This is a genomic window from Gayadomonas joobiniege G7 (genome assembly GCF_000300815.1).
In the GTDB taxonomy this organism is placed as follows: domain Bacteria; phylum Pseudomonadota; class Gammaproteobacteria; order Enterobacterales; family Alteromonadaceae; genus Catenovulum; species Catenovulum joobiniege.
In genome coordinates, this window is the sequence record NZ_AMRX01000007.1 from 433,294 (window position 1) to 456,859 (window position 23,566).

The window sequence follows — 23,566 nt, forward strand, 5'->3', positions numbered from 1 at the left end:
CGGCTTTTGTTTTTACTTATATTCAACGTCACATATTTCGTAATCTACTTCGCCGCCTGGGGTTCGTAGAACGAATGCATCGTCGACTTCTTTACCTATCATAGCTCTGGCGATTGGCGAATTCACAGATATTAAGTTTTGCTTGATATCTGCTTCATCATCACCAACGATACGATAAGTCACTTGTTCTTCAGTATCCAAATTTTCAATAGTCACTGTTGCGCCAAAAATAACTCGTCCGTTATTTGGCATTTTAGTAACATCAATAATTTGTGCATTTGACAGTTTGCCTTCAATTTCTTGAATGCGACCTTCACAAAAGCCCTGCTGTTCACGCGCGGCATGGTACTCAGCGTTTTCCTTTAAATCACCGTGCTCACGTGCATCAGCAATGGCCGCAATAATTTGCGGCCGTTTGACAGATTTTAAATGCTCAAGTTCTTTTCTTAAGGCTTCTGCACCTTTCACTGTCATTGGTATTTGATTCATACTTGCACCCTTTTATGCAAAGACTGCACTGAATTAACCGTATTTCTGTCATCTGCTGCATGAGACATACAAGTAGCAAACGCGGCGTTCAGTGTGGTCGTATAGTTTACTTTATAACGTAATGCTCCACGACGAATTGGCACTGAGTCAGCAATAGCCTGACGCCCTTCGGTAGTATTTATAATATAGTCGTACTCACCGTTTTTAATACGATCAACGATGTGCGGCCGGCCTTCAGAGACTTTATTGACGATACGTGCGTCAATACCAGCTCCCGCTAATAACACGGCTGTGCCTTTGGTTGCATCAATTTTATAACCGATCTTAACCAACTGCTGGGCAAGCTCAACCACTCGCTTTTTATCACTTTCGCGAACAGATAATAATACTCGACCCGCTTTAGGCACTGAATCACCAGCGCCTAAACGTGCTTTAGCAAAGGCATCTGCAAAGTTATCACCAATTCCCATCACTTCACCGGTTGAGCGCATTTCAGGGCCTAAGATAGGATCCACACCTGGGAATTTATTAAACGGAATAACAACTTCTTTAACCGAATAATAAGGTGGGATCACTTCTTTTGTGAAGTTTTGTGCCTGTAAGCTCTGACCAACCATAACGCGCGCAGCCACTTTAGCTAAAGGGATGCCGGTTGCTTTAGAAACAAATGGAACTGTCCTAGCAGCCCTAGGGTTGACTTCAATCAGATAAATTTCGTTATCTTTGACAGCAAACTGGGCATTCATCAAACCAACCACACCTAATTCAAAAGCCAATTTGCTCACCTGATCCCGCAAACCATCTTGGATTTCGGGACTTAAAGTGTATGGCGGCAATGAACAGGCTGAATCACCCGAGTGAACACCAGCTTGCTCAATATGTTCCATAATGCCGCCAATTACAACTTGCTCACCGTCACAGATAGCATCAATATCAACTTCTACCGCGTCATCTAAGAAGTGGTCTAATAAAACAGGAGAATCGTTAGAAACTTTCACGGCTTCATTTAAATAACGTTTTAAGTCATTTAAATCATAAACAATTTCCATTGCACGGCCACCCAAAACATAAGAAGGGCGCACAACCAAAGGAAAGCCAATATCACTCGCTTTTTCAAGCGCTTCTTGCATGGTTTTCACTGTCGCATTAGCGGGCTGTTTTAACCCCAAACGTTCAATAGCTTGTTGGAAACGCTCACGATCTTCTGCACGGTCAATCGCATCTGGCGATGTCCCGATAACAGGCACCCCGTTTGCTTCTAATTCTCGAGCCAATTTTAAAGGTGTCTGCCCGCCGTACTGAACGATGACCCCTTTTGGTTTTTCGATACGAACAATTTCTAAAACGTCTTCTAAGGTGACAGGCTCAAAGTATAAACGGTCTGAGGTGTCATAATCAGTTGAAACCGTTTCTGGGTTACAGTTAACCATGATGGTTTCATAACCGTCTTCGCGCAGTGCCATGGCTGCATGCACACAGCAATAATCAAATTCGATGCCTTGACCAATACGGTTCGGACCACCACCTAAAACGATAATTTTATCTTTGTCAGTGGTTTGGGCTTCGCACTCTTCATCATAGCTTGAATACATATATGCCGTTGACGTCGAAAATTCTGCGGCACAGGTATCCACTCTCTTATACACAGGGAAGATTTCAAACTGTTGGCGTTTTTTACGCACTTCTGCTTCAGCCACACCAATTAAATCGGCAATCCGACTGTCGGCAAAACCTTTGCGTTTAAGGCTATATAAAAATTCTTTAGTTAACCCAGACATGCCTTTTTCAGCAACATCTTTTTCGGCTAACACTAAATCTTCAATCTGTACTAGGAACCAAGGATCAACTTTCGTAATGGCAAATACTTCATCGACAGTCCAACCGGCTCTAAAAGCGTCTGCGATATACCAAATACGCTCTGCGCCTGGCTCTTTTAATTCGTGACGCAAGTGTGCTTCTGCATCAGAATCCGACCAATCAACGATTGGGTCTAAGCCATTTACGCCAGTTTCTAAGCCACGTAATGCTTTTTGTAATGATTCTTGCTGGTTACGACCTATCGCCATGACTTCGCCAACAGACTTCATTTGAGTCGTTAAACGATTATTGGCACCAGCAAACTTTTCAAAGTTAAATCTTGGAACCTTAGTCACAACATAATCTATTGACGGTTCGAATGATGCCGGCGTTTTGCCTCCGGTTATGTCATTATCTAACTCATCTAAGGTATAACCGACCGCAAGTTTAGCTGCGATTTTAGCAATTGGAAAACCCGTCGCTTTTGACGCTAATGCCGATGAACGAGAAACCCTAGGATTCATCTCGATAATCACCATACGTCCATCCGCTGGGTTGATACCAAACTGAACGTTTGAACCACCAGTTTCAACACCTATCTCACGCAGTACTGCCATCGAGGCATTTCGCATGATTTGATATTCTTTGTCTGTCAGTGTTTGAGCAGGGGCAACGGTAATAGAGTCACCGGTATGAACCCCCATAGGGTCAAAGTTTTCGATTGCACAAACAATGATACAGTTGTCGTTTTTATCACGAACAACTTCCATTTCATATTCTTTCCAACCGATCAATGACTCATCAATCAACAGCTCATTGGTTGGAGATAAATCTAACCCGCGGGTACAGATTTCTTCAAACTCTTCGATATTGTAAGCAATACCACCACCTGAGCCACCCATGGTGAATGAAGGACGGATAATGCATGGAAACCCAATTCTAGTTAGAACGTCAAGTGCTTCATCCATACTGTGAGCAATTTCAGCGCGGGGCGTTTCTAACCCAATCGCTTTCATTGCTTTGTCAAATCTGTCTCTATCTTCAGCTTTATCGATGGCGTCTGCTGTTGCCCCAATAAGCTCACAACCAAATTTGTCTAACACACCATGTTTATCTAAATCCAGTGCACAGTTCAATGCGGTTTGCCCACCCATAGTTGGCAAAACAGCGTCTGGGCGCTCTTCTTCGATAATTTTGGCAACAACTTCCCAATGAATTGGCTCGATATAAGTTGCATCCGCCATTTCAGGATCTGTCATTATGGTTGCTGGGTTAGAGTTTACCAAGATCACACGGTAGCCTTCCTCACGCAGAGCTTTACAGGCTTGTGTACCAGAATAGTCAAACTCACAGGCTTGGCCGATAACGATCGGGCCAGCACCTAAAATTAATATACTTTTTAAATCTGTACGTTTTGGCATCGGATAATTCTCTGTCTGGCTAAATTTAGTTTGACTTGGCAGCTTGCATTAGCTCGATAAAATGATCGAACAAGTCTGCCGCTTCATGAGGGCCCGGGCTCGCTTCAGGGTGTCCCTGGAAACTAAAGGCCGGTTTATCCGTTCGGTGAATACCTTGCAATGAGCCATCAAACAACGACTTATGAGTCGCTTTTAGGTTGTCCGGCAAGGTTTTTTCGTCCACCGCAAAACCATGGTTTTGACTGGTGATCATCACCACACCCGACTCTAAATCTTGCACTGGGTGGTTGGCACCATGGTGACCAAACTTCATTTTTTCTGTTTTTGCACCACTGGCTAATGCCAATAACTGATGGCCTAAACAAATGCCGAATACTGGAATATCCGTCGTTAAAATTTCTTTGATGGCAGTAATTGCATAATCACATGGTTCAGGATCACCCGGACCATTAGATAAAAAGATCCCATCAGGCTGCATCGCTAACACTTCGCTCGCAGGCGTTTGAGCCGGCACTACGGTTAGTTGACAGCCACGATCAGCTAACATACGTAAAATATTACGTTTAACACCAAAATCATAAGCAACCACTTTAAATGTGTCAGCATTCGCATTCTTATGCCCTTTACCTAACTGCCAAGTGCCTTCCGTCCATTGGTAAGTTTCTTTTGCTGAAGCTTCTTTGGCTAAGTCTAATCCTTTTAAACCAGGAAAGTCTTTTGCTGCTTGCAATGCTTTTTCTGCATCATCGCCAACTAAAATAGTGCCGTTTTGGGCACCTTTTTCGCGTAAGATACGCGTTAATCGACGAGTATCAATATCAGCAATTGCACAAACATTACGAGACTTAAGGTAATCAGACAAACTAGCCTGATTGCGGAAGTTAGAGGCTAATAGTGGATAATCACGAATAATTAGGCCTTTTGCCCAAATTTCACTCGACTCTTCGTCTTCGCTATTCGTTCCAGTATTACCAATATGTGGATAAGTTAATGTGACAATCTGTCCGGCATATGAGGGATCAGTTAGAATTTCCTGATAACCCGTCATCGAAGTATTAAAAACAACTTCCCCTACAGACATACCTTCAGCACCAATAGAAGTGCCTTTAAACACAGTACCATCTTCAAGTACTAACAAGGCAGTTTCAGCCAAAACGACCTCCTGAACATTAAAAAACGGGAGCTATTAATAACAGCCACCCGTTCTCAGAAATCTTGAAATGCGATCTTAAATCGCTGCGCGTAAATCTTGCCTATTTTATACGATTTATTCTCAAATGACCAGACGATTTTAAAAAACATTGAAAAATACGCCGTTAACGCCAAAAAACAAACAAAACAGGTAAAAATCAATGTTTTGTTTAATCAGCCAAGGCTAAAACATCTTGCATGTTATACAAACCAACTGGTTTATTAACAAGCCAATCTGCCGCTCTTACTGCGCCTTTCGCAAAGGTTAAGCGGCTTGACGCTTTGTGCGTTATTTCGATGCGTTCTCCAATGTCAGCAAACATCACTGTATGCTCTCCCACTATGTCACCGGCCCGCACTGTTGCAAAGCCAATTTCATCTTTACTACGCTCTCCGGTGATCCCTTCACGAGCATAAACAGCATGTTTATCCAGGTCTCGCCCTAATGTATCCGCTATTACTTGACCAAGCGCCAATGCAGTGCCTGATGGGGCATCTTTTTTAAACCTATGGTGTGCCTCCCAAATTTCAATGTCAGAATGCTCACCCATCACTTTTGCGGCGGTTTGCAATAGTTTAAATAATAAATTCACCCCGACACTCATATTGGCAGCAAAAACAACCGGAATTTTAGTTGCCGCTTGATCGATTAAAGCGAGTTGCGCTTTATCAAAACCCGTGGTACCTATTACAATTGCTTTATTGTTCTCAACACACCAGTTTAAATTTTCGATACTGGCGGCCGGTAATGTAAAATCAATATATACGTCTGCTTCAGCTGCTGCGTTGGTTTGCTCAGTGGCGGTGAGCCCTAACTGACCTATACCGGCAATTTCACCGCAGTCGATCCCAGCAAAAGGACTACCTTGGCGAACCAAAGCTTGGCCAAGCTCTGTTTGCTCATTTTGCTGTGTTGCTTCAATTAGCACTCGGCCCATACGGCCATTCGCGCCAAAAATACCTACTTTAATCATAAAATTTTACCTGCTAACTGTTTTTCGCGGCATTGTAGTCTGAGCAGCGATTGCATTCAAACTTCTGGCATAATAATTTCGCCTAAACTGGCAAATTCACCGGCCCCCAATCGAGCTAATGGGTTCAACGCTAGGCTATTCACTTTATTTCTTTGTTTATCGTCTTTATACATCAGCTTGTCATTTATATAAGCCTGTATTATTTGCATATACACAAGTGTTTGTGGCTGCTCTCCAATCGTATCCAATTTATAAAGCTCACAGGCAAATGCCACTGGGCACGCGGCTACCCGAGGCAAGCTAAAACCGTCAAAGTCAGTGAGCTCAAGTTTGCATAAATCAACTTCAGATTGATCTGGCGGGATCGGCTGAGCTGAGTCTTGCACTTGCTGGACCAGGTCTGCAGAGGCAATATGAATTACAGCTTTTTGAGTTCGCTCAACATTTGCCACTGAATCTTTTTTTTCACCACTCTTTCGCTTGCCAGCGGAATACATTAATAACGGCGGTGCAGAGCAGATGGCATTAAAAAAAGAATAGGGTGCTAAATTGTACCCCCCGGTTTCATGTTCACTTAATACCCAAGCTATCGGCCGCGGTACTATCATTTGAGTCATCGCAAAATAAGCTTGCGGTGACGATAATTTAGAAAAATCTAACTGCATAATAATTCCTTTCCGGTAAAGTACCTGATTATTTAAAAACTAATGTATAATGGACGGCTTTATAAACTCAAGTCAGAGGTCGTATGCGGGCAGATAATTTTTCAAATAAATTTGGCGGTACAGCCAGACTTTACGGCGAACCTGGTCTAAAAACATTAGCCGAGTCGCATGTCGCTGTGGTTGGTTTAGGCGGGGTCGGCAGTTGGGCAGCCGAAGCACTGGCCCGCAGTGCTATTGGAAAAATTAGCTTATTTGATTTAGACGATATTTGTGTCTCTAATACAAACCGTCAAATTCACGCAGTTAGCGGCAGTTATGGGCAAAGTAAATGTGCTGCGATGGCGACTCGAATTCAGTTAATTAATGCCGACTGCCAAATTTTTGCAATTGAAGATTTTGTGACTGCAGAAACAGTTCGCGAATACATCACGACCGAATTTGATTATGTGATAGATGCGACTGACAGTGTCGCCTGTAAAGCAGCTATGATAGCGCACTGTAAACGAAATAAAATTAAAATGGTGACCGTTGGTGGTGCCGGTGGCCAGCTTGATCCCAGTCAAATTCAGATCGGTGATTTGGCTAAAACAATCCAGGATCCCCTCTTGGCTAAGGTTCGTAATACACTCAGACGTGAGTATGGATTTTCTCGTAATCCCAAACGCAAATTTTCAATAGATGCTGTCTACTCGTTAGAGCAACTAAAGTACCCTACCAACGATGGTGGCACATGTTTAGCTAAACCAGAAATGCAAGGCGGCAGTGGTTTGGATTGTGCAACTGGGTTTGGCGCTGGTGTGGTGGTCACAGGGACTTTTGGTTTTTTTGCAGCTTCGTTAGCAATAAAACGTCTAACGCAACATATATGAAACACAATTTAAAATTTAATTTGCACTATTACAACATTTAAGGCTAAATTACACCTAACATAATAAAATCATGTGAGGTGTAAATGGCTGCAAACAATCACTCCCTTTCAGCCGCTTATTGGCGAGCTAACCTAAAAATTCTGGCAATTTGTTTATTCTTTTGGTTTGCGGTGTCTTTTGGTTGCGGCATTTTATTGTTCGACTTTTTAAATCAATGGCAAATCGGTGGTTATAAGCTGGGCTTTTGGTTTGCCCAACAAGGTTCTATTTATTGTTTTGTGGCATTGATTTTTATCTACGCATATTGCATGAATAAGTTAGACGACAAATACAGTCTAAAAAACAAGCGCGAGGCACAATAAAATGGAATTACAAACCCTCATTTATTTGGTCGTAGGGGCTACATTTTTAGTCTATATTGCAATTGCAATACTTACCCGCGCAACCAGCACGGGTGAATTTTATGTTGCTGGTAAAGGCATCCACCCATTTGCAAATGGTATGGCAACGGCGGCCGATTGGATGTCTGCAGCATCGTTCATTTCGATGGCAGGTTTAATCGCTTTTATTGGTTATGACGCCTCAGCTTATTTAATGGGTTGGACTGGTGGTTACGTACTGCTCGCTCTGCTACTTGCCCCTTATTTGCGTAAATTTGGTAAGTTCACTGTGCCTGAATTTATCGGCGATCGTTTTTATTCACGTACCGCTCGTATTGTCGCTGTTATCTGTTTAATTATTGCGTCAGTAACCTATGTGATCGGCCAAATGAAAGGCGTTGGAGTCGCTTTTAGTCGTTTTTTAGAAGTGGATTTTGAAATGGGCGTGTTAATTGGCATGTGTATCGTTTTTGTTTATGCCGTGTTAGGTGGCATGAAAGGCATCACTTACACTCAGATTGCCCAATATGTAATTTTAATTTTTGCTTATACGGTGCCTGCGGTATTTATTTCAATGCAATTGACTGGTGTTGCCTTACCTCAGTTAGGTTTAGGGGCCGAACTGCAAACTACGTCAGGTGAAACAGTTTATTTATTAGATAAACTGGATGCAACATTAGCAGATCTTGGATTTGCGCAATTTACTGAACATAAAGGTTCAACGATAAATTTATTTTTGCTGACCCTATCGTTAATGATAGGTACGGCTGGTTTACCGCACGTCATTATCCGCTTTTTTACCGTGCCTAACGTTAAAGCAGCAAGGAGCAGCGCCGGTTGGGCATTGGTATTCATTGCTATTTTATATACGACAGCCCCAGCAGTCGGTGGTATGTCTATGTTTAATCTTTTGAAAACAATGCAGCCAGTGCAAACTGAGCAAAATACCTCAATAAGTTCGACCAGTACCTCTCAGTTGCCACCAGCCGCCTTAGATTATGAACAGCGGCCAGACTGGTTTAAAACCTGGGAAGCAACTGGGTTATTGGCGGTTGACGACAAAAACAATGATGGCCAAATTCAGTACTACAACGAAAACAATCCAGAGATGCAGGCTAAAGCGCAAATTTATGGTTGGGCGGGCAACGAGTTAGTCAAAGTTGACCGTGATATTATGGTTTTAGCAAACCCTGAAATTGCTAAACTACCCAATTGGGTAATTGCGTTGGTTGCTGCGGGGGGCATAGCTGCGGCTTTATCGACAGCTGCGGGTTTATTACTAGCCATTTCTTCGGCCATTTCACATGATTTACTGAAAGGCACTTTTATGCCAAATATAACTGAAAAAGCTGAACTAAATGCCGGGCGTTTAGCCATGATAGGGGCGATTGTGGTGGCTGGCTATTTGGGGATGAACCCGCCTGGTTTTGCCGCTCAAGTGGTGGCTCTCGCTTTTGGTCTTGCTGCGAGCTCTATCTTTCCAGCATTGATGATGGGGATCTTCAGCCGCCGTGTGAATAAACAAGGGGCCATTGTCGGCATGTTAGCCGGTTTATTGAGCACGCTCATCTATATCTTCTGCTTCAAAGGCTTTTTCTTTATCCCTGGCACTGAGATATTTGCTGATAATGCAGACGAATGGCTGTTGGGTATTTCTCCGGAAGCTTTTGGCGCGGTTGGAGCCTTTATTAACTTTACCTTGGCATTTGTGATCTCTTATTTAGGTCGTGCACCTGAAGCAGATATCCAACAAATGATAGAGGGTATTCGGACGCCAGATTAGGTGAGTCACATAAACATAAAATGCATACAATTATGATTTTTTGTATGCATTTCTTAACAGATTCATTTTTATTGATTAAGCTTGGAGGAGTTTAATTAGTAAATTTTGAGTTTTGAATGGATTTATACTGGATATTAATCGTTTTTGCGTTTGGCTTTTTGCTAAAACAAGCTGGGCTGCCTCCAATGATCGGCTACTTGATTGCCGGTTTTGCCATGCACGCTTATGGCCTAGAACCACTGGACAATCTAGAAACCTTGGCCGATTTGGGCATCACCTTATTGCTCTTTACGATAGGGTTAAAAGTAAGGGTTAAAGACCTGACAGATACTAGCGTGATCGCTGGTTCTGCCCTACCTATGGTCGCTATTACCTTTTTAGTCACTGGAGGTTTTCTAGCGCTTGGTTACCTAACCGCTTTTTCCATCTTCGAATTATCTTGGCAAGCGTCGGCATTAGTCGGTTTTGCATTGAGTTTTAGCAGTACTGTCTGTGTGGCCAAAATTTTAGAAGAAACTGGTGAGCTAAAAACCCGTCATGGCAAGGTTTCTATTGGCGTATTAGTTTTGCAAGATTTTGCCGCTGTGATCTTTTTGGTGGCTGCACTTGGCACAGTCCCTAGCCCATATGCAATATTTTTAGTTTTATTATGGCCATTAAAGCGCTTATTCGGCAGCTTATTAACACAAGCTGGCCACGGTGAGTTATTAGCTCTAATTGGATTTTGTTTTGCTTTTGGCGGTTATGAGCTATTTTATGCCTTTGGTATTAAAGGTGATTTAGGGGCACTGGTCGCTGGCATGCTGCTTAGTTCACACGTGAAATCGAACGAGCTGTACAAAGCCTTAATGAACTTTAAAGATCTCTTTCTGATCGGGTTTTTCTTATCAATCGGCTTTACCGCATTACCCGATTGGGATAGCCTCATGTTGGCATCCGCGCTGATTTTATTGCTTCCAATTAAATTTTTAATTTTCTTCTGGGTATTAACTCGCTTTAAATTACGAGCCAGAACCAGTTTTTTGACTGGCATGGCGCTGATGAATTTTAGCGAATTTGGCCTTATTGTGACCAAAATCTGTGTTGATAAAAATTGGCTTTCAGCTGAGTGGCTGGTTTCAATTGCGATTGCAGTCACCATTTCATTCATCATTAGTAGTGTAGTATTTAAATATGCACATATTTATTACTCACGCTATAAATCGATGATCATCAAATTTGAGCGATCCCAGACCCTGAATTCGGCCGGGGCTAACTTGCCCAAAGATGCCGAGATTCTGATTGTCGGTATGGGCCGAGTTGGCAGCAGCAGTTACGATCTATTGGCATCCACCGTCGGAGATAAAGTATGGGGCTTAGACGCGGATTCTGACAGAGTCATTAAACAAAACGAATTGCAGCGAAATGTCGCTTTAGCCGATGCTGAAGATATTGAGTTTTGGGAGCAAATTGATTTAACCAAGGTTAAACTTATTTTACTGGCACTGCCTTCATTGCCAGATATGAAAAATGTTATTTCACAACTAAAAATTAGTCAGTATAACGGTCAGATCGCAGCGATTTGTCAATACTCAGATGAACAAGATATTTTACTTAAACATGGTGCACATTCAGTATTTAACTATCACAAAGAAGTGGGTGCCGGTTTTGCGAAAGAAAGTTTAAAACTTTTAACGGATGAAAAATCACAGGAGCATCCGTTAGTTTCTAGCTAAGTATTTTTCTAACTGCTTGCGCCATTCAACTGACAAAGCTGGATGCGCAGCAGCTTTTTTAATGACTGGCGTGGCGGCCGCTTTTTGCATCATAAAATAAGCCGAAAAAACGGCCTGAACCGTGACTGAATCTCGTGCCTGCTCGAGCAAAACTAATTTATCACCAACTTTCACTTCACCCGCTTTGAGCACACGAAAATAGATTCCGGTTTTTAACGACTGAGTAAACAGTTTAGGCATTTTTAAATAATCAAACTTGATGCCGAGTTTAAAACAAGGGACCCTAGGCTGGGTCACTTGAAGTTTAGCTTCACCTAAACCAAAAGTATCCCCTATCTGAACCCGCTCTTCAGCCAGTTCTGCTAGCGTAAGGTTTTCACCAAAGCCGCCATAGTTTAACGGCTGGTTTGGCAAAACTTGTCGCCAGTAATCATAGTGCTGGTATCCATAAGCATAAACCGCTTTATCGGGGCCACCATGATTTTTCAAATCGGCTTGTTCATCACCAACTAAACCTAAGGTGTCGATAAACACTTTATTTTCAGCTAGTGGTTGTTTAAAGATGCCCGTTTCTATTTCCCGATTTAAATGTTTAATCTTCCGTTTTTTACTCACATTAATAGATAAAACTTGCATTAGCGAGCCCTTAAATTTGTGGGTCAAAAGCTTCCATACGTGCCGCACGATGACGGGCAGCATCTTGTTCTGCTTTCACCACATCTTCATCATCAATAGCCAGTTGCGGCATTTCTTTATCACAAACACTACCGCCCATGCGATTCACTTCACGACAAATATCTAATACCTTGCTGTCCATATAGTGAAGGTGATCTAATATCTTACCTATATGGCTCGCAACAGGATCTGGATTATCTTCACTAACAGCATACGCATCAAAACCGTATTTTTTAGCAATCGCTTGGCGCTTTTTATCCGTTCCAGCGGACACTTCACTGGCACTGCTTTTACGTTTAACAATTTTACCCGGAATACCAACCACAGTTGCCTCTTCAGGAACGTCTTTAACAACAACAGAGTTGGAGCCAATTTTGGCATTTTTTGCAATCGTGATAGGTCCTAAAACTTTAGCACCTGCCCCGACAACAACACCATCTAATAAAGTTGGGTGACGCTTACCTGCTTGCCAACTGGTGCCGCCTAGGGTGACTCCGTGATATAAGGTAACATCATCTCCTATTTCTGCGGTTTCACCAATCACCACGCCCATGCCATGATCAATAAAAAAACGCCGACCAATTTTAGCACCAGGGTGTATTTCAATGCCGGTTAACCAGCGAGCCAAATTGGAAACAAACCGCGCTAACCATTTAAAGTTTTTGTTATATAAAGGATGACTCAGCCGATGCCACCAAATTGCATGCATGCCTGGATAATTCGTCAACACATCAATAAAATTTCGTGCCGCTGGGTCGCGATGAAATACCGACTGAATGTCTTCTTTTAAACGTTCAAACATTAAACTATGCCTGTTATTTTTTTAACTTATCTATAGTTGATAAGATGCCACGTAAAATGTTGAGCTCTTGGCTTTCTGGTCGTGCCCGATTGAACAGGCGTCGTAATTTTTGCATTACTTGCCCTGGGTGATTTTTTACAATAAATCCTGTTTGACTGAGGGTTTGCTCTAAGTGGTGATAAAAACGTTCCATCTCATCAGTGAGTGGATACGCTTCATCTTGCTCAGGGTAACTTTGCCCTGCCAAATAAGCCATTCGCACTTCATAACACAAGGTTTGCACCGCAGCTGCCAAGTTCAATGAGCTATACTCTGGATTCGCAGGAATAATCGCATGAAAATTAGCCTTTTGCAGCTCTTCGTTGGTCAGACCATTATTTTCACGGCCAAAAATTAGTGCAACCTCTCCTGTCGCTGCCTCTTTGACCAATTGCTGACCCGCTTCACGTGGCCCCAATACTGGCCACGACAGGGTTCGGCTACGCGCGCTGGCCGCTATCACCAAGCGGCAACCCTGGATGGCTTCATCGAGTGTTGAAACAATTTTTGCATTCCCTAATACATCAGTTGCACCCGCCGCTAATGCGCTAGCATGGCTATCAGGTGGGTTGACAGGATCAACCAAACAAAGCTGAGACAGTCCCATTGTTTTCATGGCCCTAGCCGTAGAGCCAATATTGCCTGTGTGCGAAGTATTTACTAAAATTACACGAACTTTATCTAACATCTAATCAATCCGATAACTCAAATTACCGGATATTCTAACATAAGGCTTTTCGTCTGGCTTTAGATAAAGTTAAACAAAGACAAACCGCTGACACGCCCAAAAGTGGTATTTGACACCTGATAAGCAGTCTCTTGTTTTTGCAACTCGGTTATGGCTTTTGCTAGATCGGCTTCAGAAACATTGGCTTTGGCTTCTTGGATATTAATTTTTAAATCTTCCTGCGATAGATTTACGCTATCCATTACATTAATACGACCACCGATTTGTGACCGCGCGGCACTCATGCTTTCTTGTGTCTTTTCAATTGAAAACATGGTCGACTGGATTTGTGTTGTTAATGCATCATCAGTATGACTGCTACTACGTAAACTTTTCACCAGATCGGTCAGCGAGTTTAAAATATTGCCACTCGCCCGCGGATCCAAAGTAAAATCAAAACTGTCGCCTTGGCTACCTTGTATGTCTAACGTTAAACCATTAAAAGCGACCCCTTCCCCCGGGGTAAAGGGGCCCGTCTGTAATACTGTGCCGTCATTTTGGCGTACTTCATATTGATCTGCTGCGGTTAACACGACAGAATAATTATTTGAACCTGCCGCAGCGGGGGGAATATGACGATACTCTGTCTGGTGAAATTGGTCAAAGGTATCCGCATCTGCGACTCGCACAGTGCCTGATGCTGTCGACGTTGCCAACATAGAAGCACTTTCACGACTGGCGACACGCTCAAATATTGCAGCACCACCACCGGCAATGCCAGCTTCAATTTTTAACGTTTCAGAAATTTGAATTTTATTCGTTGCTTGATTGCCTTGATATACATAATCACCCGCGCTATTGCGCACAAAGGGTTTAGTATCTGCTTTAGTGCCAGAAAAAATATAGTTACCCTGACTGTCTTGGCTATTCATTAAGTCGGCTAAACTGGCCGTTATCTGTTCCAATTCACCCGCAATGGCTTTTAGATCGGCATCGTTTAAACCGCCGTTTCCAGCTTGTAAGGCTAAGGAGTTCGCTTGGTTCAGCACGCCATACATGTTTTCTAGCGCCGTCTCTTGTCCAACTAAACCAGTTTTTAAAGAAATTGCGTTATCCTGATACTGTTCAATTTTGGCCAGATCTTCGTCAAAACGAATCACTTTGCTGGCACCCGTGGGATCATCCGAAGGTTTATGGATGTCGGTTTGACTATTTAAAGTTTCACTGGCTTTTAATAAACGCTTTTGGCTATCTAAAATGTTATCCAAACTGCGGTTGTAAATCATATTAGTCGTAATACGCATAAGATCACCCTACCGCCGCAAGTAATGAGTCAAACAAGGTTTGCGAAACACTTATAATTCTTGCAGATGCATTATAAGCTTGCTCATAACGGAGCAGATCAGCCGCTTCCTCGTCTAAGTTAACACCAGAGGCTTCTTCGACTCTAAGTTCTGATTGCTGTAATAAAGTGCTCGAGGATTCAAACGCCATATTGGCTTCACGCGCTTGATTGCCCACTTGACCCACCAGTTGAGCATAAGACTCGGAAAATGTCTGATTCGCTTCAGCTTGCCCACTTGAATCTGCTCTAACGGTATTTTGCTGTTGTAAATCAGCTAATAACAAGCCATTAAAGTTATCATGGCTAGCATCCTCGTTGAAAGTTAACGAAAATGAATCGCCTGGTTCCGGGGTGCCACTTATGCTGATTTCGTAACCAGGATAGCTCCCTCCCAGCGAAACAACAGGAAAACTGCCATTATCACGTAATTGCTTCATAATTTGCTCGCCATCGCTGGCTTCGCCTAAAATGTTGCCTTGGGTGTCTCTAACCTGATAGGTGTCATTTTCAGTATAAATAATCTCAGCAGGCGCACTTTGTTTTAAACCATTTTGATCAAAACCACTAATCGAAGGATCTGTCGTACTTACGTCAGTTAACTCAATGCGAGCCGAACCAAGATTTGAATTATTTTGATTCACTGCCACCGGTGCGGCCAATGCAAGATCTTCAGGCCGGGAGATTAAGGTTTCTACAGGATTTCCTTGCAACCGAGTTGGACGCACCATAAAGGTATCCCCTTCAACAAAGCTGCCATCCGCCTGAAAACTAAATTGAATACCGTCCACTGGATTTTGAAAATTTGCTGGGTTTTGACCAAAAGAAAAAGGGCCTGACACCCCGCCGACCGGGTCACTGCCGTCGTACGCTTGTACTGTATACTCGCTGGCGCTGGTAAATTCTATTTGATAGTCAAAATTGGTAATTTGACTACCTTGACCCGGAACCACTTGGGCTTGCACCAAATGATTGGCACTACTATTACCTTGATAACCAAGGGCATTAGTGACTGGCAAACTGAATAAATCCTGGCCTATCTCTCCTTCTGCCGTCAACCCTTTTTTATTTTGCTCATTCATTGCATCAGCAAAAGTTAACGCTAATTTGCCTAACGAGTTAATCGCTGGATTCAATGTATCACTGCGATATGAAATGAGTCCACCAATTTCTCCACTCAGACCATCAGTATCAAAGCTACGTACCACTTTAGGGTTATCCGCTTGTACTAAATTATACTCTAGTGCGGCTGGATCCGGGTTGCCTGTACGGGTTTCTAATTGATAATAAGTGCCATTAGTGACAAGCGATTGGCCATTGGCTGTACTAATTTGGTAATGGCCGGCATCGTCTTCTAAAACACTTATGTTCATCTTTTCGGCGAGTTTACGCACAAGTTCATTGCGTTCATCTAATAACTCGGGTGATGCCTGTCCATTGATGCTGGCTTTTTTATCAGCAACAATTTTATCGTTTAAATTAAAAATGCCAGATATCAATGAGTTGGTTTCTGATGTTTGCCCTTTGATCTCTTGATTCACATGTTTTTGCTGTTGTAATAAACGCTCTGTTAAGTTTTCTAAATTATTAAATAATGCGTTGGCATCTGAAATAAAAAGATCTCTAGGCACTAGGTTTTGCGGGTCATCATTGGCTTGGTTTAGATGTTCAAAAACATTATTTAAATCATCACCATAACTTAAAGATTCATCTGAAAACAGGTTCTCTAAATTGGAGGTATTGCTCGCTAAGGTTTCGCTTTTACTATTGACACTCGTATCACGGCGCAATTGATCGACGGCATAACTATTGTACATACGCACGACTTCAGAGCGGCCAACCCCCCACTCAACATAATTGCTAAATTCTGTACGCTGACGGGTATACCCGGGCGTATTTACATTTGCAATGTTATTACTAGTAGTGGCAAGCAGGCTTTGGTTTCCCAATAAAGCTGAACTACCAATTTTAAGCAAGTCTGTCATAATTTAATGGCCTAAAAATAACCGAAACGCAATAAAAACTAAGATACCTATACACTGTATCGGCCGCTTAATTTAGAACTTTAGCATATTCTTAGCTTGCTCAAATACAGGATCTTTTAGAATATTAATAATTTTGTTTGCATATTCAGGATCGGTTGCGTAACCCGCTTGTTGCAATGCTTTAAAGTACTCAGTTTCATTCCCTGATTGAGCAACCGCATTTTGATACCTTGGGCTGTTTTGAATAAATGCAAGATAATCTTGCATAGACTCCTGCGGGCTTTGATAGGCTCTAAAAGCCGCTTTTTCGGTTTTTGCTATTCCATTGCGATATTCTAAAGTGCCAACAACGGCTTTATCTCCTTGCCAACGGCCATCTGCTTTAATGCCAAAAAAGTTTAAGGCATTTTCACCGCTGGCCGTTTTAATCATTTTTTGTCCCCAACCTGTCTCTAAAGCCGCCTGTGCCACCATAGCCACTGCCGAAATTGGCGAGTTTTTGGTCACTTCACTGGCCACTGGCAATAATTGACGAACAAAATCTTGTTTGCCAGTGAAAGTAAATTCTGGCGATTTTTTAATCTGCTCAGACGCACTAGTGGCCGCGCTCTGGCTTGCATTTTGGGCCGCTTGGCTAAACGAATAACTGGTGCGATCTAAATTGTTTTGCTGAATTTGGATTCGCTGGCTGCGGTGCTGAGTAGGATCTAACTGCTCAACAATTAAATCGGCTAATCCAAGCGCGCCACTGGCTGACAAATCATTCGCCATTTGATCATCATGCATACCACGATAAAAACGAACATTTTGACTATTGAAGGGACTGTTATCATCCGCTAATACATCTTCGGCCTGACGCATACTTTTTAACATCATGCGCATAAAAATGCCTTCAAAATGATTAGCCACGTCACGCAAGGCTTTTTTATCATCTTGCTGCGCGGCTTGCCTTAGTTGGTCTAACCCCGAAGTATCATGATATAAACTGCTTTGCTCTAACCGATTCATGGTTTGCACTACCCCTGCTCACTTCGTTAAATAACAACCAATTCGCCTTGCAAAGCACCGGATTCTTTGAGCGCTTCTAAAATCGCCATGAGATCTCCAGGCGCAGCACCAATTTCATTTAACGCCCGCACTAATTGGTCAAGTGTAGTGCCTGTGTCTAAAACAAACATACGGCTGTCATCTTGACGCACATCTATCACACTTTGCTGAGTCACGGCTGTTTGGCCGCCCGCTAATGGATTTGGCTGAGAGACTTGCTGATTTTCAGCAATGGTCACAGTCAAACCTCCGTGAGTGACAGCACTTGGTGCTAAGCGCACATCTTTACCAATTACTATAGTACCAGTCCGTGAATTAACAATTACTTTAGCCGGTGCATCAGCGGGTACAAATTCTAAGTTTTCCAGCGTCGCGATATACGAAACTCTTTGCCCAGGGTCACGCGGTGCTATCACTTTAACCGATGTGGCATCAATGGCGGTGGCTGAGTTGGGGCCGACTAATTGATTAATCACATCAGCCATACGTTTAGCCGTAGTAAAGTCTGATCTATGTAAATTAAATGTTAAATGATCGCCATGCGTTAAAGAAGTGGCAATTTCACGTTCAACCAAAGCGCCATTAGGGATCCGGCCAACAGTTGGGGTATTTATCACTACTTTAGAGCCATCCAACCCTTGTGCACCAAAACCACCAACCACTAAACTGCCTTGGGCCAACGCATATACCTTGCCATCGGCACCTTTTAAATATGTTTGCAACAAGGTGCCACCTTTTAAGCTAGCGGCACTGCCAATGGAAGAAACGGTAATATCTATCGTTTGGCCGGGTTTAGTAAACGGCGGCAAAGTGGCACTCACTGCCACTGCCGCAACATTTTTAATTTTGGGGCTTACATTGGGATCCATGCTAATACCAAAGTTATTTAACATGGTTCTAAAACTTTGTTCTGTAAAAGGGCTTTGCTCACCCGTACCTGGCAAACCAACAACCAATCCATACCCGATTAATTGGTTGTCCCGGATACCTTGAATACTCGCAAGATCTTTAATTCGCTGCGCTTGTACTGTACACAACCCACTACTAATCATTAACCAGAAGGTAATTTTACAAAGAGATTTAAACATAAGTTACCCCTTAAAATGGCCACCAAGTTGAATAAAAGAACCTTGATAACCAACCTTGTTTGTTAGCATCAGCAAAAGATCCTGTGCCCGAATATTGAATTCGTGCGTTGGCGACTCTATTACTCGCCACCGTATTGTCACTTAAAATATCTTCAGGTCGTATTGTGCCTGTGACTCGCACATACTCATCACCGGTATTTAATGTCAACCATTTTTCTCCCCGTACCACTAAGTTGCCATTTGGCAAAATGCGAGTGACATGGACTGAGATCTGACCACTCAAGCTGTTACTTTGATCGGCTTTTGAATCCCCTTTAAATTCTGTTTCAGAATTTAAGCCGACTGACAACGGGTTGCCGCCAATGGTGGCATTGCGTCCCAATGCTGCAAAAGGTTGCATATTGACTTCATTTTCTTTGCCATATTCAGCTTTTGCTTGTTTTGATGCTGAGGTATTTTCTTGCAAAACCACAGTAATGATGTCGCCAATACGGCGCGCTTTACTGTCTGAATAAATATTGTTCGGTGAATTATCTTGAAATAATGAACCATTGGGCACCACAGCAACCGGTTGTGGCACTGGCTCTACCGGTGCAAAATCAGGGTCATCCGGCTGTGGCGCTAGCATCGGTCGGCTGGCACAACCTAACATACTGGTTACCATAACTATTGCCAAAATCATATGTTTCATCAGCCGTCTCCTGTTATGCATTAAAGCTGTTGAACCGCCTGACCTAACATTTGGTCAACCGATGAAATGACTTTTGAGTTCATTTCAAACGCGCGTTGACTCTCAATTAGATTAACCAGTTCTTCGGTCACATTTACGTTAGAAGTTTCTAACGCCCCTTGCACTAAAGTGCCTAACCCATCCACACCCGGATTACCTTGCACGGGCGCACCACTGACGGCCGTTTCTGTGTACAAATTTTGCCCAACAGGCTGTAAGCCCGATGGATTAATAAAATCAGAGATAGTTAACTGTCCAATAACGGCATTATCTGCTTCACCGGGCAAGGTAACCGATACTTCCCCATCTTGCGATATCGTAATTGACTGAGCATCAGGTGGCACTGTAATCGCAGGCTGTAATAAAAAACCTGCGCCTGACGTGACCATTTGACCTTCTTCATCAAGCGTAAATTGTCCGTTTCTGGTATAAGCAATATTTCCATCAGGCTGCAGGACTTCAAAAAAGCCTTTGCCTTGAATCATGACGTCTAATGAGTTTTCAGTCGTTAGCGTATTGCCTTGAGTGAATTGTTTTTGCGTCGCCACCACTTTAGCGCCTGCCCCTAACATCAAACCATTCGGCAACTCGGTATCCTGCGATGAACGACCACCAGGCTGGTTGATGTTTTGGTACAAAAGATCTTCAAATATCGCGCGACTCTTTTTAAAGCCAACCGTGCTGGCATTTGCCAAGTTATTTGAAATCACGGATATGTCGGTTTGCTGTGCATCTAAACCTGTTTTACTAATCCAAAGTGCTGAATGCATAATTTATCTCCACTAAAAGTTAAAAGACCCGCATTAGGGTATCGGATTGCTGATCTATGGTTTGCGCCTGTTTCATTAACTTTACTTGCATCTCAAACTGTCGCTGCAAAGACACCATTTCAACCATAGAGCCCACCGCGTTAACATTGCTTGATTCAAGCGCGCCTTTAACAATTTGCACATCGGCCGCCGCTGGATAGGCCAACCGCTGACCAAATGCGTCTTCTTGTTTAGAGCGAAACAAGCCGTCATTACCTTTTTCTAACTCAAAATCACTCTCTGGCTTAACCAATTTAATGCGATCAACATCTTCCAAAAAATTGGCGGGTGCCCCTTGTGGTCGCACGACGATACTGCCGTCCTGACCAATTTCAATTTTATCAACAGGCACAGGCAATATAATGGGGCCTGCATCGCCCATCACAGGTTGACCACTGGCCGTGGTCAATAAACCCTCAACCGTCACTTGTAAATTACCGGCTCGGGTGTAGGCTTCTTGACCTAAATTGTCTTCAACAGCCAACCAACCTGGCCCTTGGATCGCAATATCTAGGTCTCGCCCCGTGGTGACTAAAGTGCCACCTGACATGTTTTGTCCTGGCCGTTCAGTCATCGAAAAAACCCGCGATGGATGACCTTCACCAAATGCTTGCATGCTGCGGGCCTGTGACAAATCTTCTTTAAAACCTATCGTTTTAGCATTGGCCAGATTATTTGCCTGCAGTGCTACACTGTTCAAGTTTTGTTTAGCACCACTCATGGCAATATACAAAAACTTATCCATGCGCCCCCCGTAAATTTTTTGACGGTTAAACTATTAATAGGGAATATGCACAAGCTGTGCCAGAGTATGATTTTCGAACAAGAAAGAGGCTAAAAAAGAGCAATAAAAAAGAGCAGCTAAGCTGCTCTTTTAATGGAGGTACGTAAGAGGTTAATTTTATTATCTAATCTGTAGAATATTTTGCTGTAATTGCGAATTTACATCCAGCGCTCGCGAGTTAGCTTGGAACGACTTTTGTGAGGTAATTAAGTCAACCAGCTCTTGGGTAATGTCTACATTAGATTGCTCAAGCGCCGATGAAACAATTGTTCCAAAAGTGCCTGAGTTTGCTTCACCAGCAAGTGCTTGACCAGAATTTGTCGTTTCTTTCCAGCTTGCATTACCCACCTGCTGCAACCCCTGATCATTGGCAAAACTCACCAGTGCAACTCGGCCTAAATAATCTACAGTGCCATTTGAGTAGTTGGCTGAAACCAGACCATCATCACCGATTGATACTCCGGTTAAGCGACCAACAGTCGCTCCATTTTGTTCTAGCGAAGTCACTTCAAACGCAGACGCAAACTGAGTCGGATTATCAAAGTTAATATCTACCTGCTGTGAACCATTGGCACCATTGGTTAGTACACCCGCTTCACCGTTTGCAATATCTGAACCTAAATTTTGTGTTTGCACATACGGGGCTTGATCGATACCCGGCGTATACCCATTAATAGACTGCACATTCCCTTGGCTATCAAAATCAATTGGCACCCCAACAAAATTTCCATCACCGGCTGGATAGGCACCTAATTGCGGTGACGCTGTGACCTGAGCCCCGCCATTGGCATTCCCCCCGACAGCCCGGCCATTCAAATCCACAGGGATTGGATTACCACTGTCATCGGTATCGATCGATGAAAACACATACCATCGATTGATCGGTGGTGTTTGCTGCGCTGCATTGACATCTTTAACATAATAATTAGTTTGTATATGGCTCTCACCTAAAGAGTCATAAATGGTCACAGATGAAGATGCATGATAAGTGCTTTGATCGGTTGGATCGAAGTTAACTGGATCTAATCCTGGTGACGTAGCATCAACGTTAAAGGTCATTTCGACGGATGAAGTTTGCACTGGCACACCGGCTGAATCTGGAATTCTTAAAGGCACTGTCGTTGAAAGAGAAACCCCTTGTGAACTGCCATCAGAATTTACTGGGTATACTTGCAAGTAGTCGTTTTTGTTGGTGACAACAAAGTTGTCATCATTTAATTTAAAATTCCCGGCCCGAGTATATGTCATATCACGTGACTCTATATCTGGCGTCGTGGCAAAAAAACCATTGCCTGTAATCGCTAAATCAAGTGAGTTGGTGGTAAATTTTAAACTCCCTTGGCTAAACTGCTGTGCAACCACTGAAGTTAAACCACCGTCCCCCACTTTGGTTTTACTACCGCCAAATACTGAGTTCGAAAAAACATCCGAAAATTCAGCTCGGCTTTCTTTAAAGCCCGTTGTATTCGCATTCGCAATATTATTTGCTGTTGTATTAAGGTCTTTTTGCGAAACCGAAAGACCACTTAATGCAATATTAAATGACATACATCACCTCTTATGTTGTACCTGAAAACTTTTTATAAACTGATCTCTAAAATATCGTCCATTGAAAACGCACCTAGCCCAGCCAAATTCATACTTAAACTATTGCCAGCACCAAAACTCACACTTGAAACCGTAGAGTATGTGGCTGTACTTATCTCTTCACGTTCACCACTACTGGCATTGATACCCGTCGCAGTTAAGGTATACACGCCTTCGCTCAGCTGCTCACCCTCGGCTGTTGTGCCATCCCAGTTAAAGCTGACAGGGCCTTCGGTGGCAGCACCAAGCTCCAGAGTATTCACCACTTTGCCAGATGCATCTTTTAGTTCTAATCGAATATCATTCATACTGTCATCAAACATCAGCTGACCGGCCATGCCATATGCATCCTCTGCAAACTTAAACAAAGGGGCTTCTTCACTACCGACTAAAACTTGTTGGCCTATCATGGAGGATGCCTGTAAAGCACTATTAGACGTTTGATTACCGGCCGTGCTTTCTAAAAACTGACTGAGCTGCGCTGATAGTACGTCGAATTTTTCGCCCAAGGCATTTACCCCATCAGCGGTTGTAAATGCAGTCATTTGAGAAATCATTTCTTCATTACTGGCTGGGTTTGTCGGGTCTTGAGCAGCGAGCTGAGTGGTCAATAAGGAAAAAAAATCCTCTTGATCCATCTGATTGCGCTCAACTTCAGTTTCATTCGCCTGTTCAGTTTTGTCCCAATACAGAGAATTTAGGGTACTACTGCTAACACTTGTCATAA

At 43.0% G+C, this 23,566-nt stretch carries 21 protein-coding genes; 4 read left to right on the top strand and 17 right to left on the bottom strand.

The features are described from left to right. Positions 1 to 12: 12 nt before the first annotated feature. From greA to C727_RS0114160, 5 genes are all read right to left on the bottom strand, one after another. Complete coding sequence (gene greA, locus C727_RS0114140; protein WP_017446299.1) at positions 13 to 489, bottom strand: transcription elongation factor GreA; 477 nt, start codon at positions 487 to 489, stop codon at positions 13 to 15. Beyond that, positions 486 to 3,707 carry a carbamoyl-phosphate synthase large subunit gene (gene carB / locus C727_RS0114145; RefSeq protein ID WP_017446300.1) on the bottom strand — a complete coding sequence of 1,074 codons (3,222 nt, stop codon included), beginning with the start codon at positions 3,705 to 3,707 and terminating at the stop codon, positions 486 to 488. The genes greA and carB overlap by 4 nt, the downstream gene beginning before the upstream one ends. A gap of 25 nt (positions 3,708 to 3,732) precedes the next feature. Continuing rightward, positions 3,733 to 4,860 (bottom strand): glutamine-hydrolyzing carbamoyl-phosphate synthase small subunit, encoded by a 1,128-nt coding sequence (gene carA, locus C727_RS0114150; RefSeq protein ID WP_017446301.1) that lies wholly within the window; start codon positions 4,858 to 4,860, stop codon positions 3,733 to 3,735. A gap of 208 nt (positions 4,861 to 5,068) precedes the next feature. Beyond that, positions 5,069 to 5,872 (bottom strand): 4-hydroxy-tetrahydrodipicolinate reductase, encoded by an 804-nt coding sequence (gene dapB, locus C727_RS0114155; protein ID WP_017446302.1) that lies wholly within the window; start codon positions 5,870 to 5,872, stop codon positions 5,069 to 5,071. A gap of 56 nt (positions 5,873 to 5,928) precedes the next feature. Beyond that, positions 5,929 to 6,537 carry a flavin reductase family protein gene (locus tag C727_RS0114160; RefSeq protein WP_017446303.1) on the bottom strand — a complete coding sequence of 203 codons (609 nt, stop codon included), beginning with the start codon at positions 6,535 to 6,537 and terminating at the stop codon, positions 5,929 to 5,931. Positions 6,538 to 6,620: 83 nt separating this feature from the next. Here C727_RS0114160 and tcdA point away from each other — a divergent pair, with 83 nt between their 5' ends. From tcdA to C727_RS0114180, 4 genes are all read left to right on the top strand, one after another. Next, a complete protein-coding gene (gene tcdA / locus C727_RS0114165) occupies positions 6,621 to 7,406 on the top strand; it encodes a tRNA cyclic N6-threonylcarbamoyladenosine(37) synthase TcdA (protein WP_017446304.1) in 786 nt (261 codons plus the stop codon). A gap of 83 nt (positions 7,407 to 7,489) precedes the next feature. Continuing rightward, the gene (locus C727_RS0114170) at positions 7,490 to 7,768 is read left to right on the top strand and encodes a DUF4212 domain-containing protein (protein ID WP_017446305.1); all 279 of its coding nucleotides are present in this window, start codon (positions 7,490 to 7,492) and stop codon (positions 7,766 to 7,768) included. 1 nt (position 7,769) lies between these two features. Further along, a complete protein-coding gene (locus tag C727_RS0114175) occupies positions 7,770 to 9,569 on the top strand; it encodes a sodium:solute symporter family protein (protein ID WP_017446306.1) in 1,800 nt (599 codons plus the stop codon). 116 nt (positions 9,570 to 9,685) lie between these two features. Beyond that, positions 9,686 to 11,284 (top strand): cation:proton antiporter domain-containing protein, encoded by a 1,599-nt coding sequence (locus C727_RS0114180; protein WP_017446307.1) that lies wholly within the window; start codon positions 9,686 to 9,688, stop codon positions 11,282 to 11,284. Here C727_RS0114180 and C727_RS0114185 read toward each other — a convergent pair. From C727_RS0114185 to C727_RS0114240, 12 genes are all read right to left on the bottom strand, one after another. Then, the gene (locus C727_RS0114185; protein ID WP_017446308.1) at positions 11,270 to 11,920 is read right to left on the bottom strand and encodes an MOSC domain-containing protein; all 651 of its coding nucleotides are present in this window, start codon (positions 11,918 to 11,920) and stop codon (positions 11,270 to 11,272) included. The genes C727_RS0114180 and C727_RS0114185 overlap by 15 nt on opposite strands. Before the next feature lie 10 nt (positions 11,921 to 11,930). Further along, positions 11,931 to 12,761 carry a serine O-acetyltransferase gene (gene cysE, locus C727_RS0114190; protein ID WP_017446309.1) on the bottom strand — a complete coding sequence of 277 codons (831 nt, stop codon included), beginning with the start codon at positions 12,759 to 12,761 and terminating at the stop codon, positions 11,931 to 11,933. Between the two features lie 13 nt (positions 12,762 to 12,774). Continuing rightward, positions 12,775 to 13,488, bottom strand: coding sequence for a tRNA (cytosine(32)/uridine(32)-2'-O)-methyltransferase TrmJ (gene trmJ, locus C727_RS0114195; RefSeq protein ID WP_017446310.1), 714 nt, complete (start codon positions 13,486 to 13,488; stop codon positions 12,775 to 12,777). Between the two features lie 59 nt (positions 13,489 to 13,547). Next, positions 13,548 to 14,771: a flagellar hook-associated protein FlgL gene (gene flgL, locus C727_RS0114200; RefSeq protein WP_017446311.1), complete on the bottom strand. Its 1,224-nt coding sequence runs from the start codon at positions 14,769 to 14,771 to the stop codon at positions 13,548 to 13,550. 4 nt (positions 14,772 to 14,775) lie between these two features. Beyond that, the gene (gene flgK, locus C727_RS0114205; protein WP_017446312.1) at positions 14,776 to 16,794 is read right to left on the bottom strand and encodes a flagellar hook-associated protein FlgK; all 2,019 of its coding nucleotides are present in this window, start codon (positions 16,792 to 16,794) and stop codon (positions 14,776 to 14,778) included. 72 nt (positions 16,795 to 16,866) lie between these two features. Then, positions 16,867 to 17,802: a flagellar assembly peptidoglycan hydrolase FlgJ gene (gene flgJ, locus C727_RS0114210; RefSeq protein WP_017446313.1), complete on the bottom strand. Its 936-nt coding sequence runs from the start codon at positions 17,800 to 17,802 to the stop codon at positions 16,867 to 16,869. A gap of 26 nt (positions 17,803 to 17,828) precedes the next feature. Beyond that, positions 17,829 to 18,893: a flagellar basal body P-ring protein FlgI gene (locus tag C727_RS0114215; protein WP_051008759.1), complete on the bottom strand. Its 1,065-nt coding sequence runs from the start codon at positions 18,891 to 18,893 to the stop codon at positions 17,829 to 17,831. A gap of 46 nt (positions 18,894 to 18,939) precedes the next feature. After that, a complete protein-coding gene (gene flgH / locus C727_RS0114220; RefSeq protein ID WP_017446315.1) occupies positions 18,940 to 19,620 on the bottom strand; it encodes a flagellar basal body L-ring protein FlgH in 681 nt (226 codons plus the stop codon). Between the two features lie 20 nt (positions 19,621 to 19,640). Beyond that, positions 19,641 to 20,429: a flagellar basal-body rod protein FlgG gene (gene flgG / locus C727_RS0114225; protein WP_017446316.1), complete on the bottom strand. Its 789-nt coding sequence runs from the start codon at positions 20,427 to 20,429 to the stop codon at positions 19,641 to 19,643. A 19-nt stretch (positions 20,430 to 20,448) separates the two neighbouring features. Continuing rightward, entirely contained in the window at positions 20,449 to 21,213 is a 765-nt protein-coding gene (locus C727_RS0114230; protein ID WP_017446317.1) for a flagellar basal body rod protein FlgF, read from the bottom strand. Positions 21,214 to 21,372: 159 nt separating this feature from the next. After that, positions 21,373 to 22,800: a flagellar hook protein FlgE gene (flgE, locus tag C727_RS0114235; RefSeq protein ID WP_017446318.1), complete on the bottom strand. Its 1,428-nt coding sequence runs from the start codon at positions 22,798 to 22,800 to the stop codon at positions 21,373 to 21,375. A gap of 32 nt (positions 22,801 to 22,832) precedes the next feature. After that, positions 22,833 to 23,564 (bottom strand): flagellar hook assembly protein FlgD, encoded by a 732-nt coding sequence (locus C727_RS0114240; RefSeq protein WP_017446319.1) that lies wholly within the window; start codon positions 23,562 to 23,564, stop codon positions 22,833 to 22,835. Positions 23,565 to 23,566 lie beyond the last annotated feature (2 nt).

Excerpts from the sequence above, each read along its gene's own strand:
- greA (WP_017446299.1), bottom strand. The coding sequence starts at position 489 with ATGAATCAAATACCAATGACAGTGAAAGGTGCAGAAGCCTTAAGAAAA.
- carB (WP_017446300.1), bottom strand. The coding sequence starts at position 3,707 with ATGCCAAAACGTACAGATTTAAAAAGTATATTAATTTTAGGTGCTGGC.
- dapB (WP_017446302.1), bottom strand. The coding sequence starts at position 5,872 with ATGATTAAAGTAGGTATTTTTGGCGCGAATGGCCGTATGGGCCGAGTG.
- C727_RS0114160 (WP_017446303.1), bottom strand. The coding sequence starts at position 6,537 with ATGCAGTTAGATTTTTCTAAATTATCGTCACCGCAAGCTTATTTTGCG.
- tcdA (WP_017446304.1), top strand. The coding sequence starts at position 6,621 with ATGCGGGCAGATAATTTTTCAAATAAATTTGGCGGTACAGCCAGACTT.
- C727_RS0114170 (WP_017446305.1), top strand. The coding sequence starts at position 7,490 with ATGGCTGCAAACAATCACTCCCTTTCAGCCGCTTATTGGCGAGCTAAC.
- C727_RS0114175 (WP_017446306.1), top strand. The coding sequence starts at position 7,770 with ATGGAATTACAAACCCTCATTTATTTGGTCGTAGGGGCTACATTTTTA.
- C727_RS0114180 (WP_017446307.1), top strand. The coding sequence starts at position 9,686 with ATGGATTTATACTGGATATTAATCGTTTTTGCGTTTGGCTTTTTGCTA.
- C727_RS0114185 (WP_017446308.1), bottom strand. The coding sequence starts at position 11,920 with ATGCAAGTTTTATCTATTAATGTGAGTAAAAAACGGAAGATTAAACAT.
- cysE (WP_017446309.1), bottom strand. The coding sequence starts at position 12,761 with ATGTTTGAACGTTTAAAAGAAGACATTCAGTCGGTATTTCATCGCGAC.
- trmJ (WP_017446310.1), bottom strand. The coding sequence starts at position 13,488 with ATGTTAGATAAAGTTCGTGTAATTTTAGTAAATACTTCGCACACAGGC.
- flgL (WP_017446311.1), bottom strand. The coding sequence starts at position 14,771 with ATGCGTATTACGACTAATATGATTTACAACCGCAGTTTGGATAACATT.
- flgK (WP_017446312.1), bottom strand. The coding sequence starts at position 16,794 with ATGACAGACTTGCTTAAAATTGGTAGTTCAGCTTTATTGGGAAACCAA.
- flgJ (WP_017446313.1), bottom strand. The coding sequence starts at position 17,802 with ATGAATCGGTTAGAGCAAAGCAGTTTATATCATGATACTTCGGGGTTA.
- C727_RS0114215 (WP_051008759.1), bottom strand. The coding sequence starts at position 18,893 with ATGATTAGTAGTGGGTTGTGTACAGTACAAGCGCAGCGAATTAAAGAT.
- flgH (WP_017446315.1), bottom strand. The coding sequence starts at position 19,620 with ATGAAACATATGATTTTGGCAATAGTTATGGTAACCAGTATGTTAGGT.
- flgG (WP_017446316.1), bottom strand. The coding sequence starts at position 20,429 with ATGCATTCAGCACTTTGGATTAGTAAAACAGGTTTAGATGCACAGCAA.
- C727_RS0114230 (WP_017446317.1), bottom strand. The coding sequence starts at position 21,213 with ATGGATAAGTTTTTGTATATTGCCATGAGTGGTGCTAAACAAAACTTG.
- flgE (WP_017446318.1), bottom strand. The coding sequence starts at position 22,800 with ATGTCATTTAATATTGCATTAAGTGGTCTTTCGGTTTCGCAAAAAGAC.
- C727_RS0114240 (WP_017446319.1), bottom strand. The coding sequence starts at position 23,564 with ATGACAAGTGTTAGCAGTAGTACCCTAAATTCTCTGTATTGGGACAAA.